Source organism: Pseudomonas sp. B37(2017) (genome assembly GCF_002112885.1).
GTDB lineage: Bacteria > Pseudomonadota > Gammaproteobacteria > Pseudomonadales > Pseudomonadaceae > Aquipseudomonas > Aquipseudomonas paraglycinae.
Genome location: NZ_NEIX01000003.1, coordinates 159,803 through 175,582 on the forward strand (window position 1 = coordinate 159,803; position 15,780 = coordinate 175,582).

Below are 15,780 nucleotides of genomic sequence, written 5' to 3' on the forward strand. Positions count from 1 at the left end.
TAAAGCTCCTCTTGTTATGAGGAATTGGCAGGAGGCCAGCGCCACTGCCGATCGGTCCCAGCAGCCCGACCCGCACCCGAGGCTGTCGCTACTCATGGAAGAAGTACCCCATGGCATTCCGCGCTCCCACTCTGATCGCGCTCAGCGCTGTCACCCTGCTGTCCGGCTGTTCGGCGTTTCGCAACTACGATTCCGAACTGGCCCAGACCAACCAGCAACTGGCCACCGGCAACGTCGACGCCGCCCTGACCCTGCTGGAAAAAAACAACACCGGCCCGGACAAGGACCTGCTCTATTACTTCGAGAAGGGTGAGCTGCTGCGCGCCAAGGGCGATCTGTCCGGCAGCCAGAATGCCTGGACCAGCGCCGACCAGGTGGTGGGCAAGTGGGAAGACTCGGTCAAGCTCGACACCGACAAGTACTTGGCCCAGTTCGGCAGTTTCCTGGTAAACGACAAGGTCCGCCGCTACGAAGGCTACGACTACGAAAAAGTCATGCTGACCACGCAGATGGCCCTGAACCTGCTGGCGGTCAACGATTTCGACGGCGCCCGCACCGCGATCAAGAAGACTCACGAACGTGAAGCGGTGATCGCCGACCTGCGCGACAAGGAATACCTCAAGAGCGAAGAGGAAGCCGAGAAAGAAGGCATCAAGACCGAATACAAAGACTTGCAGGGCTACCCGGTCGCCAGCCTCGACGCCCCGGAAGTGGTCGGCCTGAAAAACAGCTACCAGAGTGCGTTCAGCCATTACCTGGCCGGTTTCGTCTATGAAGCCCTGGGCGAGAAAGACCTCGCTGCGCCGGGCTATCGCAAGGCGGCCGAACTGCGCCCGAACACTCCCCTGCTGGAGCAGGCGCTGGTCAACCTCGACAAGCCGGTCAAGAGCGACGACAGCGACATCCTGATCGTGGTGCAAAGCGGTCTGGCGCCGGCCCGGGATTCGATCCGCGTGCCACTGCCGCTGCCGATCTCCAACAACGTAGTAATCACTCCGCTGTCGTTCCCGATCATCAAACCTGACACCTCCACCGCGACATTCGCGCAGATCGGTGTCGATGGCCAACAGGTCGACCTGACCGCACTGAACAGCACCACCGCCATGTCCCGCCGCGCCCTGCGCGATGACATGCCGGGGATCATCCTGCGCACCACCGTGCGTGCGATCACCAAAGGTGTGGCGCAGAAGAAGATCAACGAAACCAACCCGCTGGCGGGCCTGGCGGTCGGTATTTCTTCAGCTGTGCTCGAAGGTGCCGATACCCGTACGTGGCGTACCCTGCCGGACACCACACAAGTGGTACGTCTGCGCTTGAAGAAAGGCGAGCACCAAGTCACTCTGCCGAGCGCCGTTGGTGGTTCTCAGGTCAAGGTGACCGTCGATCAGCGTTACCAGGTGATCACCCTGCGCGCCGTCGGCAATCAGGTATTCGCCGCAGGCCTCGCCGCCCACGTTACCCCGAGTGCTGGCGCCACCGCCGTGGCCAGCCTCAAACAACCTTAAGAACGGAGTCTTTGCATGCGCTTCAAACTCATCGCCGTCGCCGCCCTCGCCCTTTTGGCGAGCGGCTGCGCCACCCCGCCACCACCTGAGCCGGGCAGTGCCGCGAGCAAGGTCGTGGCCATGGGCCCGCAGAAACACATCGTGGTCGGCGCGATGCGCGTGGCCCGTGAAAACGGCTTCATGACCGTCAACGTGCAGTTGAGCAACACCCTCAACAGCAACAAGACGTTCTACTACCGCTTCGCCTGGCTCGGGCCGGAAGGTTTCCCGGTCGCCGAAGAAGAAGTCTGGAAGAGCCAGATGATGTACGGCGCCCAGACCAGCTTCATCCAGGGCATCGCCCCGACGCCGAAAGCCGTGGATTTCCGTCTGGAACTCAAGACGCCTTAAGCCCGACACCCTATTCCCGATTCAGAGAGCATTCCCATGTTTGCACGCTTTTCCTTCATCGCCGTCCTCGCCCTGCTGGCCTCCGGTTGCGCCAACACTTCGCCGACCCTGGGCAGCAAGAACATCAGCTACGGCGACACCAAGGCCGTTGAAACCGTGACCAACGAGTTCGGTTCGACCGACCTGCAGATGATCGCCGAGTCGATGACCCGTTCCCTGGCCCAGTCCGGCATCCTGCAGGGTCGCCCTGTGGTGCAGGTCTACGACGTGAAGAACAAGACCAGCGAATACATCGACACCCGCGAAATCACCACCAGCATCAAGACCCAGCTGATGAAGTCCGGCACCGCCCGTTTCGCCAGCGACAACACCGCGATGCAGAGCCAGGTCGACCAGCTCAAGCTGCAAAACCAGAGCGGCCTGTACAAGAAGAGCACCGTGGCCAAGACTGGCAACATGATCGCCGCCAAATACCGTCTTGAAGGTTCGATCAGCTCGATCGTCAAGCGCAGCAGCGACTACAAGGACGTCTTCTACAAATTCAGCCTGCAACTGATCGACGTTGAAAGCGGTCTGGCCGAGTGGATGGACGAGAAAGAGATCCGCAAAACCACGGAGCGTTAATCGATGCGCGCATGGATTGGCATGATGGCCCTGGCTTGCGCGTTCAGCGTGCAAGCGGCCCCGAAAGTCGCGGTGACGGATCTGGCGTACCAGGAACGTGTGGAGCAATACATCCACATCGTTTCGTCGAAGAACAACTACCGCGAGGGCTACTACAGCTCCAGCGGTTCTTCGAGCTACGACGAATTCGAAGCCAACACCAGCTACATCGAGCAGGCCGAGCTGCGTAAATTCACCGGCGACATCAAAGGTGAAATCCTGCGTACCGGCATGTTCCAGTTGATTCAGGGCACACCGTACACGGCGTCGTCCAAGGGTGACATCTACGATGTGATCAAGCGGATCAAGGCCGGCAACTTCAAGGGTGCCGACTACGTGCTGTTCGGCACCGTGTCGGACATCGACTTCACCCAGGACATGAACGAGCTGGCGCACACCGACAGCTATTCGGCAGTACTGGGCCTGACGCTGGTGGCCGATTTCAGCCTGATCAACACCAAGACCTACGAAATCACCTCGGCCTTCACGGCGATGGGTGAGGCGCAGGACACCAAACTGGTGAACCACCGCGACATCAAGATCTCACTCAACCGCCCACGGGTGGTGCGTGACGTGTCGAAGGCACTGGGCGAAGACGTGGCCGGACAACTGAGCATGCAGCTCGGTGGTGGCGGTTACGAGCAGCCGCGCGAACCGCAGCAGCGCAACAATCTGCCGCGTGATACGGCGCCGGTGATTCTTCACTGACCGATGATCGTTCCCACGTCGAGGCGTCGAACCGTCCGCGTGGGAATGCAGCCCGGGACGCTCTGCGTTCCAGACACAAAAAAAAGGCGACCTGAGAAGGTCGCCTTTTTTGTGCCTGTACGCTTTATGCGGCCGCTTTGCGCAACGTCGCCATGAACGCCGCCGCGCCAATGAACAGCCCGGCAAACGTGCGGTTCATGCGTCGCTGCTGGGTCGGCGTGCGCAACAGGCGCAACACCTTCGAAGCCAGTCCGGTGTAGCCAGCCATGACGATCAGGTCGACCGCAATCATGGTCACGCCGATCACCACGTACTGGATCAGCAGCGGTGCATGTGGATTGATGAACTGCGGCAGCACCGCGAGCATGAACACCAGCGCCTTGGGGTTGCTGATGTTCACCAGAAAACCACGAAACACCAGGGCCAGCGGCTTGCCGATCGGTCGAACGGCCGCGTCGTCACTCATGTCCATCGGCAGTGCGCGCCATTGTTTGATCGCGAGATAAACCAGGTAGGCGACACCGAACCATTTGATCGCATGGAACGCAGTGGCCGAAGCGGTGAGGATCGCACCGACACCGGCGCCGACAATGGCAATCTGCACAGCCAGGCCGATCTGCAGGCCCAGGGCGTTCCAGTAGCCGCGCCAGAAACCGTATTGCAGGCCGCTGGACATCGACGCAATCGCGCCGGCACCCGGAGAAAGACTGATCACCCAGCAGGCGGCAAAAAACGCCAGCCATGTTTGAAGCTCCATCGCACACCTCGACTCGGACTCGTGACAATCCTCAAAGCTAATGCGGATTTGGCTGGATGACTACCGATTTTTTGCAGGATGTTGCGGGCGCCGACCAACGTGGCCGGCGTCCGATCACTTTTCGAAACCGCTGGAAGGGAAGATATCCGTGCCGCGCCAGCGGCGCACCGAACGCTGGAAGAACAGGCTGTTGGGCACTTGCACCATGGCGCTGCCGGTGCCGAGTTCTTCAGCCTCGATCAACGTGGTGTAGAGCAGATTGATCGCCACCACCCGGCCTTTGACGCCGGGTTTGTCGGTGGTGTCGACCAGTTCGACCACGTCGCCAAGACGGAACGGTCCGACGGTGAAGATCAGGATTGCGCAGAGCAGGTTCGACAGCACGCTCCACATGGCGAAGAACGCCACCGCCGCCACCGCGACGAAGCCCGACAACGCAGTCCAGAGCACCGTGGCCGAGACCCCGAGGCGTTCCAGCACGAAGATCAGCGCACTGCCCATGATCAGCCAGCGCAGACCACCGCGCAGCGGCATCAGCAGCTGCGGCGGGAACGGATACTTCTCGCCCAGGCGGGTCAGGAACCGGGCGACGACGCGCTGAGCGAAGTAGCCGGCCAGCAGGATCAGCAGAATCTGCACGCCGAGCCAGATCGGCTCGACCCACATCGCCGGCAATGGAAGTTTGAAGGCTTCCATCAGGACAAAGCCTCCAGCTCCGCCTGCATGCTTTCCAGCGTTTCCAGAGCTTCCATCCACGCTTCTTCAAGTTCACCTTCGCGGACTTTCAGCTTGGCCTGTTCGGCCAGCAGGTCACGCAATTCGTTCTTGCGCGCCGGCTCGTAGATGTCGCTGTCGCCAAGGCTGGCATCGACCTTCGCCAGCTTCTCGTGCAGCTTGCCGAGCTCGGCTTCGAGCTTGTCAGCCTCGCGCTTGTGCGGCGCCAGTTGCTGACGCAGCGCAGCGGCAGCCTGACGCTGGGCCTTCTTGTCGGTCTTGTCCGGGTTGACCGGTGTGTTGCTGACCGGGGCATTGCGCTGACGGTACTCGACCAGCCAACGGGCGTAGTCTTCGAGGTCGCCATCGAACTCCTCGACCTTGCCGTCCGCGACCAGGAAGAAGTTGTCGGTGGTGCTCTTGAGCAAATGCCGATCGTGGGAAACCACCAGCACCGCACCGCTGAATTCCTGCAACGCCATGGTCAGCGCCAGGCGCATTTCCAGGTCGAGGTGGTTGGTGGGTTCGTCGAGCAGCAGCAGGTTCGGCCGTTCCCAGGCGATCAGTGCCAGAGCCAGACGGGCCTTTTCGCCGCCAGAGAAATTCAGCACCGGCTCATCGATCCGCGCACCACGGAAGTCGAAACCGCCGAGGAAATCGCGCAGGGTCTGCTCGCGCTCGGTCGGTGCCAGACGCTGCAAGTGCAGCAACGGGCTGGCCTTGGAGTCCAGCGAGTCGAGCTGATGCTGGGCGAAGTAGCCGACCACGGTGTTCTCACCGCGAGTCAGGCGCCCGGCCAGCGGTTCGAGCTCACCGGCGAGGTTTTTGATCAGGGTCGATTTACCCGCGCCATTCGGGCCGAGCAAGCCGATCCGCGCGCCGGGGGTCAGTTGCAGCTTGACCTTCTCCAGCACGGTTTTCTCGCCATAACCCAGGCGCGCGTCGGACAGGTCGATCAGCGGACTGGAGATCTTGGTCGACTCGCGGAACACGAAGTCGAACGGCGAATCGACGTGGGCCGCCGACAGTTCTTCCATGCGCTCGAGGGCCTTGATCCGGCTCTGGGCCTGACGGGCCTTGGTGGCCTGGGCCTTGAACCGGGCGATGTAGCTTTCCATGTGCGCACGCTGCGCCTGCTGCTTCTCGTAGGCCTGTTGCTGCTGGGCCAGACGCTCGGCACGGGCGCGTTCGAACGCGGTGTAGCCGCCACGGTAGAGCGTCAGCTTGCGCTGATCGACGTGGGCCACGTGATCGACCACTTCATCGAGGAAGTCCCGGTCGTGGGAAATCAGCAGCAAGGTGCCGGGGTAACTTTTCAGCCACTCTTCGAGCCAGATGATGGCGTCGAGATCCAGGTGGTTGGTCGGTTCGTCGAGCAGCAACAGGTCTGATGGGCACATCAAAGCCTGCGCAAGGTTCAGACGCATCCGCCAGCCACCGGAGAAATCTCCTACCTGACGATCCATCTGCTCGTTGGTAAAACCGAGGCCGGCGAGCAGCTTGCGCGCACGGGCGTCAGCGGTGTAACCATCGGCGCTGTCGAGTTCGGCGTGCAGGCGGGCCAGTGCGGTGCCGTCATGGGCCTCTTCGGCCGCTGCCAGCTCACGCTGCACTTCGCGCAGACGCAGGTCGCCGTCGAGCACATAGTCGACCGCCAGACGCTCGAGCGTGTCGACCTCCTGGCGCATGTGGGCGATACGCCAGTCGGCCGGCAGCAGGCAGTCGCCCGAGTCCGGGTGCAGCTCACCGCGGAGCAAGGCGAACAGGCTGGATTTGCCGGCGCCGTTGGCACCGATGAGGCCGGCTTTGTGGCCGGCGTGCAGGGTCAGCTCGGCGTCTTCTAGCAGACGTTGCGGGCCACGCTGTAAAGTCAGGTTCTGAAGTCGGATCATAATGGCGGCGGAGTCTACCAGCTTCCCCCGCAACTGGCGCGAGTAGCACGATGTCCTCTGACCTGTGGAGCTTTGCCCTTGCCGTCTACGCCCGTCCCGGCGTGGAGGATGCCTGCCTGCGCCTGCAATCGGCGGGGGCCAACGTGTGCCTGATGCTGTGCGGTTTATGGCTGGAACAACGCGATGCGACCTGTGAAGAGGCGCGTGCGCGACAGCTTCTGGAACTGACAGAGCCCTGGGACCGGGAAGTGGTGCAGCCGTTACGCGCATTGCGCATGCAGTGGAAAACCCTGGCCGACACCGATCCGGTACTCAAGGGTATGCGCGAGCAGATCAAGGGATTGGAGCTGGAGGCGGAGCGTGCGCTGCTGTCACGACTGGAAGGCGCCGCGCAAGGCTGGAAGCGTAATTCGAAGGAGTCGAGTGACTGGCTGGAAGTGCTGGCCGGCCCTGCGGCCAACCTGAACCGCGACGCGCTGCAAGTGCTGCGCGTCGCGGCGACCGGCGCTTAGGAAGCGCTGGACGGGTTGCTGGCGACGCTCGATACCGGCGCCGGGGATGGCGTGGTTGTGGTGGTCGAGGTAGTGGTGGCGGATGCCGGTGCTGCGGTCGGAGCCGGAGTTGCCGGGGCTGCAGGTTTGGCAGCAGGCGCAGTGGCCGGTTTTGCTGCAGCTGGTTTTGCTGCTGGCTTGGCGGCAGCTGGTTTTGCTGCTGGCTTGGCGGCAGCCGGCTTGGCAGCGGCAGGTTTTTTCACTGCTGGTTTTGCAGCAGGTTTCGCTGCTGGCTTGGCGGCCGGTTTGGCCGCTGGTTTTGCAGCAGGCTTGGCCGCAGCTTTTACCGCAGGCTTGGCCGCTGGTTTCGCCGCCGCTTTGGCTGCAGGTTTGGCAGCAACCGGTTTGGCAGCGGCTTTCGCCGCAGGCTTGGCAGCAGCAGTTTTGGCGGCCGGTTTAGCGGCGGCTTTAACGGCTGGTTTTGCTGCCGGTTTAGCGGCCACTTTGGTGGCTGGCTTGGCAGCTGGTTTTGCAGCGGCAGTTCTTGCCGGAGCCGCTTTCGCAGCAGCGGTTTTCGCCGCAGGTTTGGCGGCTGGTTTTGCAGCAGCCGGTTTGGCGGCAGCCGGTTTGGCCGCTGTGGTTTTAGCCGCAGGTTTGGCAGCGCTGGCGGCTGCGGGTTTCTTCGCGGCTGGTTTAGCAGCGGCTTTCACTGGCGCTTTAGCAGGCGATTTGGCCGGTGCTTTTGCAGCAGGTTTGGCGGCCGCTTTTTTCGCAGGCGCCGCTGCAGGTTTAGCCGAACGCAGGGACAACGCCTTGCCGACAGCCTCTTGAACACGACCGACACCCTGGGCCAGTTTCAGGCTTTCCTGGGCATCGCGCTTGAGTTGCAGAATGTAGCTGCGGGTATCGGACTGACGATCCTTCAGCGCATCGAGCAGGTCTTCGAGTTCCTTCACGGCAGCCTTGGCCTTGGTCTGCGCCTTGGCTTTACCGGCTGCTGCTGCGTCCTGCAATTTGGTGCGGGATTTGTGCAGTTTTTCTTGCGCCTTGCCGCGTTGCTTTTCCAGTTTGGCGAGCAGTTTTTCAGCATCAGCCAAGGCTTGGGAGCAAGCGTTTTCCAGATGCTCGAGCAGGCTGCCCGAGAGTTGTTGGAGTAAATGCAACGGAGTGTTTACAGGCTTCTTGGTGGCCGACATGGTTTACCTCCTGGCTGACGTGAGTGCGGCTCATACTAGACCTCTGCTGCTACCGCCGCTAGGGCATGTTGACAGTATCGAAAGCACTCGGTTGCAGGCTTGCGAAAAACTTCTGCGCATTGGCAAAAGCAGTTCACCGTTGCAGACGTTCGCGCTGGCATAATCCACCGCAATTCAGGACGGAGAGTGCCCATGTCGCGCTACCTTTTTTTATCCCTCTGCATGATTTTTTCCGTGGCTCAGGCCGACGAAAAAACCACCGCGAACGATGCCCATGATCTGGCTTACAGCCTCGGCGCCAGCCTCGGTGAACGGCTGCGTCAGGAAGTGCCGCAGCTCCAGATCCAGGCGTTGATCGAAGGCCTGCAACAGGCCTATCAAGGCAAGCCGCTGGCATTGAGCGAGGCACGCATCGAGCAGATCCTCGCCGATCATGAATCGCAGACAGCCGAGCAGGCAGCCATGCCTTCGACTGAAGCCGCGATGGAAAACGAGCGACGTTTCCTCACCGCCGAAAAAGCCAAACCGGGTGTGAAGGAGTTGGCCGACGGCATCCTGCTGACCGAGCTGGCGCCGGGGAACGGCACGAAGGCCGGCCCGGATGGAAAAGTGCAGGTGCTGTATATCGGCCGACTGCCGGATGGCACCGTGTTCGATCAGAACAGCCAGCCGCAGTGGTTCAATCTCGACAGCGTGATCGCCGGTTGGCGCACCGCGTTGCAGAACATGCCGGTGGGCGCGAAGTGGCGCCTGGTGATTCCATCGGATCAAGCGTACGGCGCCGACGGTGCCGGCGACTTGATCGCGCCATTCACACCGCTGGTGTTTGAAGTGGAATTGCGCGGCGCGACCAGTTGATCGCCCAATAAAAAACGGTGCGCCTGGGGCGCACCGTTTCTGGTTCTTGCGAGGTTCGATTCAGGCCTGAACCGAATCCTCTTCCTTGTGTGCGGTGTGCAGCACTTCGATCAGGCAGTCTTCCAGTTCGAAGCGCTCGTGGAGCAGGCCGCCCAGCTCCTTGAATTTCTCCGCAACGCATTTGCCTTCATCGCAAAGGTCGTTGAACGCGAGCAGTTTTTCAGTGATGACATCTATCCGCGGATAGATCGTCTCGGCCAGTTCCAGGCCGCGCTTGTCGTTGAAGGCCTTGGCCTCGCCCGTCAGCTGTTCGTAGATCTCGAAGTGCCCGGCCGAGACGTAATCGACCAGCACGCCGCAGAATTCCTGCAAGGGCTTTCGATCCTCGGACAGCGCCTGAGGTTTGGCGCCCAGCTTGTCATAGGCAGCGATCAATTCCTCACGCTCCTGCAGCCAGCGGTCGATCAGCAGATGAACTCCACCCCAACGTTCCTGAGCATTCTGACAACTTTCGAGCATGGCGATCTCTCTTCCCTTGTGGGTCATGCTGCTCTACACCCGCGCCCCTTCTTGTGAATATTGCTTTGAGAGGCGGCCAGGCAGAGCGTCATCGAGCAACACAATTCCAATGACACGTGCGGGCCAGATTATGCCCGCACGCCTATGGCTTCAAGGTACGCAGGAGAGAAAGTTCATACAAGTGTTTAATCCCTGACCAGCACCGGGTGCGACGGTTGGCCGCTGAGCGGTTGCTGCAAAGCCATCCAGACCTGTCGCAGCAACTGGTAAACAGCCAGGATCGACATCCCCACGAAAAACAGCAGACTCCACTCCGGAATGCTCAGGTCGAACAGCGTCCAGGACAATTCCGCGCAATCGGCCGTGTCATTGAACATACGCATCAGGGCGCATAACCACGGCAGGCTGCTGAACATTTCTTCCGGCCCGGGCCCGCAATGCGCCAGCCTTTGCAGAGAATCACTTTGCAGCAGCACTTGCCGCCACGCCGCCGTCATTCCGCCAAGGCTGGTCAACAACGCCATCGTCCAATACAGCGACAGACCGACACGTTGCGGTCCATGGATCGCAGCCACACCACAAAAAAGGGTAAGGACACTCATGAACAGACGCTGGACCAGACACAGACTGCAAGGCACCAGACCGACCGCGTATTCGAGGTAATAAGAAGCTCCCAGGGCCAGAATCCCCGCAGTGAAAGCCATAAAGAACAGGGAGCGTGAGCAGGCCAACGACATGGCTTATCCGTAACAATAAAGACAGGCAGTTACGGTAGAGGAAAGGGCCTCGGGCTTTCAAGGCAGGTCACTGGCGACACTTCAGCAGAAGTGTAGGGAAATCCCGACAGGCACCGAAGGATTCGGTGTAAGCCTCTGTAGGACTTTGCTCGGGAGGGGATTTGCCGGTAACTATTCAGTCACCGGGAAAGAAAAGGAGGAGCATGCTCCCCCTTTCTGATCACGCTCGAACAGCTACGGGCAATGGCGAAGCCAGCAGGCGTTCATCCAGCATACCGAGCCCTTCCTGGAACAGCAGGTTGCTGCGCTCGGTGTCACCCAGCTGAGCCAGCAGACGCGCCAACTCCGCGCACGCTTCCGGATTGCGCTGCACTCTCAGGCTGCTTTCCAGATAATCCCGCGCCTTGCCCCACAGACTGGCTTGCAGGCACAAACGCCCCAGCGTCAGCAGCAGGCTGGCATCGCCCGGATGATCCTTGAGCCAACCTTCGGCCGTCTGCAACTGACGCGCCGGATCGCTGCCGCGCACCAGACCGTAAAGGCGCGCCAGGTGGCTGTCGTACTTGCGCTTGAGCGCCGTGCGCAACAGCTCTTCCGCCTCGACCTGGGCGCCCAGCTGGCGCAGCTGCTCGGCGTAGGCCAGCACCAGCGCAGGCTCCTGGCGCTGGGCAGACGTCAGTTGCTGCCAGGCGCGGTTGAGCGACTGCAAACCGACTGCGCCATCCTCTTCACGCTGGGCCGCGAGGGACAGGTTTTCTCCCCAGGCACGACGCTCGAGTTCGATCAGTTCGGCCGGAGGCAGGACTTTATCCTTGCGCAGTTCCGGCAACAGCCGGATCACGGACGACCAGTCACCGCGCTGCTGATGCAGTCGCTGCAACTGGCGCAAGGTCTGGGCATTGTGCGGATGGCGTTCGTGCATCGCCTGCAAGGTGACCAGCGCGCCATCGGTATCGCCACGATCGGTTTGCAGTTGCGCATGGCTGAGAGCAATCGCCAGCTCGGCCTGCGGCTGACGCTCGAGAGCGCGCTCCAGCAGGCGATCGCTTTCCTCGTAATTACCTTGTTCGTTGGCGGCGCGCGCGGCGCCCAGGTAATAGAGCAACGGCTGACGCTCGGCTTCGGCGGCCCGATAAAGGTGACGCTGAGCACTGGCCCAGCGACCTTCGGCCAGGTCGAGCTGACCGTGCTCGATCGCTACCTGCACGCGACGGCTGCGGTTGCGACGGGACCATGGATTGACCACACCGCCCGAGGTCAGCACCAGTTCGACCAGCGCCTTGATGCCCCAGACCAGCAGCCACAGCACCGCGACCACCGCCAGGGTCGCCCACAGGCTCGATTCATAACGAAAGCTTTTGTAGGCGACCAGCACGTAACCGGAATGCTCGGCAATCGCCAGGCCCAGCGCCGCCGTTGCCGCGATCACCAGAAACACGATCACATACAGGCGCTTCATGGTGTCGCCTCCTGCGCGGTGCTGGCGGCCGGTTTGGCGAAGGGTTTCACCGAGTCTTCGGCGTTGACGTTGCGGCGCTCCAGATAAGCCTGCACCGCGCTCAACGTCCCGGCGAGATCCGGCGTATTGACGGTAACCGGTTGCTTGCTCAATTCCGCGACCTGCTCGAGCATGATTTTGCTCTGCGGGTTGTCCGGATTGAAGTTGCCTGTAAGTACGTCACGCGCCTCCGCCAAGGCCTGGGTGTACACCGGCGCCTGACCGTTGAGCGCGGCCCATTGCGCCTGTTCGAGCGCAAGGCTCAGGGCCAGACGCACCTGGCTCAGGCTTTGGCCGGCGAGTAGCGGCCGGACGTTTTTGTCAGCGTTGAAATCGATGCGAATGTAGCGCGAGATCTGATCCCACCACTGCGCCCAGCGACTGGCGCCGTCGCCATCGGAGGTCAGGCCCAGCAGCGAATCACCGCGATCCTTGTATTCCGGCGCCAGCTCGGTGAGGCCGACGACCTGATCACGCAAGGCGCCCAGTCGCAGGAACAGCCCGGTGCGATCCGGCTGCGCGGTACTGCGCAGCGCTACCAGGGTTTTCGCCACTTGCTCGCGGGCAGCGAACGAGCCGGGATCATTCTGCTCGCGCAGGATTTCGTCGGCACCCTGGACCAGCGCCTGGGCGCTGCTGATGTCCTGCAGGGCGGAAAGACGCAGGCTGGCCAGACGCAGCAAGTGCTCGGCCTCGGCCAGACGCCAGTCCTTGCGGCTGGCGCCAAGGACGGTTTCCAGACGTTGATTGAGGCGTTGCTGATCGCCCTGAAGTTGCGACACCAGACGCTGGCGATCGGCAAGTTCATCGGCGCCGGGTAATTGCCCGAGGCGTTCGGTCAGTCGTTGCTCGTTGAGCTTCAGAGTCTGAGCCTGATCACTCAACGCCTGAACCTGACTCAACTGATTCTGAGTGCTGGTCTGCAGGTGTCGTACCTGCCACACACCCCAGCCACCCACCGCAACACCGGCGGCGCCGAGCAGCAGCGCGAGAATGGCCAATCCGTTGCCTCGGCGCGGTTCCGCGGCCGGTGGCGGTGCATCAACCGGTGCATCGATCACAGGTTGAACGTCATCTTTAGGCAAGGCTGTTTCGCTCACGTATCCATCCTTTGCATTAGAGAACGGGCACGGGATGCTCCCGTAACGCCGTCAGCAAGGCCGCGGCACTGGCGCCGCGACAATCCACAACTGTTCGGGCCCCGGCGGCACTGGCCTGCTCGGCAACCCTTGGGCTTGGAACAAACAACGGCAACTGCGCAAGTGCAGGCCAGCTGTCGCCGGCCAGTTGGCGCAGGTGCTCGAAACCCTGTCCACTGCTGACCACCAGTCCGTTCAGGCGTTCCGCTGCAATCCTGCGGGGCAGCTCCTGCGGCGGATAGTCCGGCAGGTCGCGACGGTACAACTCCAAGTATTCGACACTAGCACCAAGCGCGCGCAGGCGCTCGGCCAGCAGCTCGCGTCCGCCCTCCCCGCGCAGGATCAACACCTGCGAGCCGGGCACGGCCACCGCCGCCAGCAGACGCGGCAATTGCAGCAAGGCTTCGCTATCGTCGCCCGCGTCCGGGAAGCTCACATCCAGCCCCCGATCCCGAAGGATAGTGGCGGTCGCTGCACCCACGCTGAACCACGGCATCGTCGGAGTCGCCAGACCCAAAGAGTCGAGCAGATCCACCGCGATCCGCGCCGCCGGTTTGCTGACCACGATCACCGCGCTGTAACGCGGCAGTTGCGTGATCGTGCGGCGCATTGTGTCAGAGACCGGCAGGGGCGCGATTTCCAAAAGCGGCAGACAGCTGCTGAAAAACCCTTGTTCGGCCAGCACGGCGGCGAGCGCCGAACAGTCCTCCGCCGGGCGCGTCAGCAGCAGGCGCCAGGCGGTCACTCGTGACCTGCCTCGCCGTAGACTGCCTTGAGAATATCGTCGGCGCCCTGGCTCAGCAGGTCTTCGGCCACCTGCACGCCCAGCGTCTCGGCTGCCGCACGCGGCGCACGGGCTTGCGCGCTGAGCAGCTTGCCGCCACTCGGTTCGCCCACCAGACCGCGCAGCCACAACTGATCGCCTTCGAGCACGGCGTAGCAGGCGATCGGCACCTGGCAGCCGCCATTCAGATGTTTGTTCAGGGCACGCTCGGCGGTGACACGGTCAGCGGTGTCGGCGTGATGCAGGGGCGCGAGCAAGGCATGGATTTCCGTGTCGGCGCTGCGGCATTCGATACCGACGGCGCCCTGGCCACCGGCCGGCAGGCTGTCGTCGACGCTGATGGCCGAGGTGATGCGGTCTTCGAAGCCGAGGCGGATCAGGCCGGCTGCCGCGAGGATGATCGCGTCGTACTCGCCGGCGTCGAGCTTGGCCAGACGGGTGTTGACATTACCGCGCAGGAAACGGATCTCGAGATCCGGACGGCGCGTCAGCAACTGTGCCTGGCGACGCAGGCTGGAGGTACCGACGATGCTGCCGGCTGGCAACGCATCGAGGCTGGAATACGTATTGGAGACGAATGCGTCACGCGGATCTTCGCGCTCGCAGATGCAGAACAGACCGAGGCCTTCAGGGAAATCCATCGGCACATCTTTCATCGAATGCACGGCGATGTCGGCTTCGTTTTCCAGCAGCGCGGTTTCCAGTTCCTTGACGAACAGGCCCTTGCCGCCGATTTTCGACAGGGGCGAATCAAGCAGCTTGTCGCCGCGACTGACCATGGGCACCAGCGTCACCAGCAGGCCCGGGTGGGCTGCTTCCAGACGGGCTTTGACGTATTCGGCCTGCCAGAGGGCCAGAGCACTTTTGCGGGTGGCGATGCGGATTTCGCGAGAGGACATGGATCAATCCGTACTGAATAGATACGGCGGATAATAACAGCTCAGCCAAATCCACTTTGACCTGAATCAGAAACGGCGTGGCCTCCCTGGCCTGCTATGCCTGGTGAAAAGAACGAAGAACCGCCCGGAGCCTGCGGACTAAAGCCCCTGCATCATTTTGCGCACGCCCGCCACATGCCGGCGGCTGACGATCAGCGCGTCACCGTTGAGGCCTTTGAGGAACAACTGGAAGTGGCCCAGCGGTGTACGTTGCAGACGCTCAATGCGGTCGCGGGCGACCAGCGCGTTGCGGTGGATCCGCACGAAGCGCTCGCCGAATTCGTCTTCCAGCGCCTTGAGCGGCTCATCCAGAAGGACTTCGCCACCCTCGTGGCGCAAGGTCACGTATTTGTGGTCGGCAATGAAATACACCACCTGATCCAGCGGGATCAGTTCGATGCCTTTGCGGGTCCGGGCGCTGATGTGGCTGCGCGGGCCGTTACCGCTTTCGGCGGCAGGACGGGTCAGGGCCGAGAGCTGGGCCCGGTTGGGACGTTCAGCCCGTTTCAGGGCGTCATGCAGATGTTCGGTTCGCACGGGTTTCACCACATAGCCCACGGCGCTGGCCTGCAGGGCTTCCACGGCAAATTCATCGGGACCTGCGCAAAACACCACGACTGGCGGGGTTTCGCGTTCGCACAGACGGGCAGCCACCTGCAGGCCATCGAGGCCCGGCATGCGGATATCGAGCAGTACGATATCCGGCTTGTGGCTGTCGATCAGCGCCAACGCCTCTTCGCCATTGGTGGCGCTGGGCTCCAGGACTGTGTAGCCCTCGAGCTCGCTCACCATTCGGCTGAGTCGCTCGCGGGCCAGTGGTTCGTCATCAACGATCAGGACATTCATATTGCGCTGGATTCCTGCGTGAGTCTCGCACAAGGATAGCGTAGACAAGTGGAGTGACGTCCGTCACCGCGATCCACGCTAAGACTAGCGCGAGCGCCAAAAAGTGCCGTACGTCGGCCGGCAATATTTGCCGACACCTGCAACG

The 15,780-nt window shown here is 62.0% G+C and carries 17 protein-coding genes; 6 read left to right on the forward strand and 11 right to left on the reverse strand.

Annotation, left to right across the window (positions count from 1 at the left end):
* Positions 1-110 precede the first annotated feature (110 nt).
* From CAF90_RS09985 to CAF90_RS10000, 4 genes are read left to right on the forward strand one after another with little or no spacing between them, the layout of a single operon-like run.
* Positions 111-1,505, forward strand: coding sequence for a COG3014 family protein (locus tag CAF90_RS09985; RefSeq protein ID WP_085606055.1), 1,395 nt, complete (start codon positions 111-113; stop codon positions 1,503-1,505).
* 15 nt (positions 1,506-1,520) lie between these two features.
* On the forward strand, positions 1,521-1,895 hold the full coding sequence (locus CAF90_RS09990; RefSeq protein WP_007951846.1) for a YcfL family protein: 375 nt from the start codon (positions 1,521-1,523) through the stop codon (positions 1,893-1,895).
* A gap of 36 nt (positions 1,896-1,931) precedes the next feature.
* A complete protein-coding gene (gene lpoB / locus CAF90_RS09995; RefSeq protein ID WP_007951848.1) occupies positions 1,932-2,519 on the forward strand; it encodes a penicillin-binding protein activator LpoB in 588 nt (195 codons plus the stop codon).
* A gap of 3 nt (positions 2,520-2,522) precedes the next feature.
* Positions 2,523-3,266 (forward strand): hypothetical protein, encoded by a 744-nt coding sequence (locus CAF90_RS10000; RefSeq protein WP_007951850.1) that lies wholly within the window; start codon positions 2,523-2,525, stop codon positions 3,264-3,266.
* Between the two features lie 124 nt (positions 3,267-3,390).
* On the opposite strand, the gene CAF90_RS10005 is transcribed toward CAF90_RS10000, so the two are convergent.
* The 3 genes from CAF90_RS10005 to CAF90_RS10015 all read right to left on the reverse strand — a co-directional run bounded on the left by CAF90_RS10005 (position 3,391) and on the right by CAF90_RS10015 (position 6,629).
* Complete coding sequence (locus tag CAF90_RS10005; protein WP_064600316.1) at positions 3,391-4,023, reverse strand: LysE family transporter; 633 nt, start codon at positions 4,021-4,023, stop codon at positions 3,391-3,393.
* Between the two features lie 114 nt (positions 4,024-4,137).
* Positions 4,138-4,719: a mechanosensitive ion channel family protein gene (locus tag CAF90_RS10010; protein ID WP_085606057.1), complete on the reverse strand. Its 582-nt coding sequence runs from the start codon at positions 4,717-4,719 to the stop codon at positions 4,138-4,140.
* Positions 4,719-6,629 (reverse strand): ATP-binding cassette domain-containing protein, encoded by a 1,911-nt coding sequence (locus tag CAF90_RS10015; RefSeq protein ID WP_007951855.1) that lies wholly within the window; start codon positions 6,627-6,629, stop codon positions 4,719-4,721. The genes CAF90_RS10010 and CAF90_RS10015 overlap by 1 nt, the downstream gene beginning before the upstream one ends.
* Positions 6,630-6,679: 50 nt before the next feature.
* Here CAF90_RS10015 and CAF90_RS10020 point away from each other — a divergent pair, with 50 nt between their 5' ends.
* Complete coding sequence (locus tag CAF90_RS10020) at positions 6,680-7,141, forward strand: TIGR02444 family protein (protein WP_007951857.1); 462 nt, start codon at positions 6,680-6,682, stop codon at positions 7,139-7,141.
* Here CAF90_RS10020 and CAF90_RS10025 read toward each other — a convergent pair.
* Positions 7,138-8,316 (reverse strand): AlgP family protein, encoded by a 1,179-nt coding sequence (locus tag CAF90_RS10025; RefSeq protein WP_085606059.1) that lies wholly within the window; start codon positions 8,314-8,316, stop codon positions 7,138-7,140. The genes CAF90_RS10020 and CAF90_RS10025 overlap by 4 nt on opposite strands.
* A gap of 192 nt (positions 8,317-8,508) precedes the next feature.
* On the opposite strand from CAF90_RS10025, the gene CAF90_RS10035 reads away from it, so the two are divergent.
* Complete coding sequence (locus CAF90_RS10035) at positions 8,509-9,174, forward strand: FKBP-type peptidyl-prolyl cis-trans isomerase (protein ID WP_007951860.1); 666 nt, start codon at positions 8,509-8,511, stop codon at positions 9,172-9,174.
* Positions 9,175-9,234: 60 nt separating this feature from the next.
* Here CAF90_RS10035 and CAF90_RS10040 read toward each other — a convergent pair whose 3' ends face one another.
* From CAF90_RS10040 to CAF90_RS10070, 7 genes are all read right to left on the reverse strand, one after another.
* Positions 9,235-9,693, reverse strand: coding sequence for an Rsd/AlgQ family anti-sigma factor (locus CAF90_RS10040; RefSeq protein WP_007951863.1), 459 nt, complete (start codon positions 9,691-9,693; stop codon positions 9,235-9,237).
* Positions 9,694-9,878: 185 nt separating this feature from the next.
* Positions 9,879-10,430: a disulfide bond formation protein B gene (locus CAF90_RS10045; protein WP_007951865.1), complete on the reverse strand. Its 552-nt coding sequence runs from the start codon at positions 10,428-10,430 to the stop codon at positions 9,879-9,881.
* Positions 10,431-10,650: 220 nt separating this feature from the next.
* The gene (locus tag CAF90_RS10050) at positions 10,651-11,889 is read right to left on the reverse strand and encodes a heme biosynthesis protein HemY (RefSeq protein ID WP_085606061.1); all 1,239 of its coding nucleotides are present in this window, start codon (positions 11,887-11,889) and stop codon (positions 10,651-10,653) included.
* Entirely contained in the window at positions 11,886-13,028 is a 1,143-nt protein-coding gene (locus CAF90_RS10055; protein ID WP_007951869.1) for a uroporphyrinogen-III C-methyltransferase, read from the reverse strand. The genes CAF90_RS10050 and CAF90_RS10055 overlap by 4 nt, the downstream gene beginning before the upstream one ends.
* A gap of 16 nt (positions 13,029-13,044) precedes the next feature.
* Entirely contained in the window at positions 13,045-13,812 is a 768-nt protein-coding gene (locus tag CAF90_RS10060) for a uroporphyrinogen-III synthase (RefSeq protein ID WP_085606063.1), read from the reverse strand.
* Positions 13,809-14,750: a hydroxymethylbilane synthase gene (gene hemC, locus CAF90_RS10065; RefSeq protein ID WP_007951874.1), complete on the reverse strand. Its 942-nt coding sequence runs from the start codon at positions 14,748-14,750 to the stop codon at positions 13,809-13,811. Before hemC ends, CAF90_RS10060 begins: the two co-directional genes overlap by 4 nt.
* A 138-nt stretch (positions 14,751-14,888) precedes the next feature.
* Positions 14,889-15,635 (reverse strand): LytTR family DNA-binding domain-containing protein, encoded by a 747-nt coding sequence (locus CAF90_RS10070; RefSeq protein ID WP_085606065.1) that lies wholly within the window; start codon positions 15,633-15,635, stop codon positions 14,889-14,891.
* Positions 15,636-15,780: the final 145 nt, after the last annotated feature.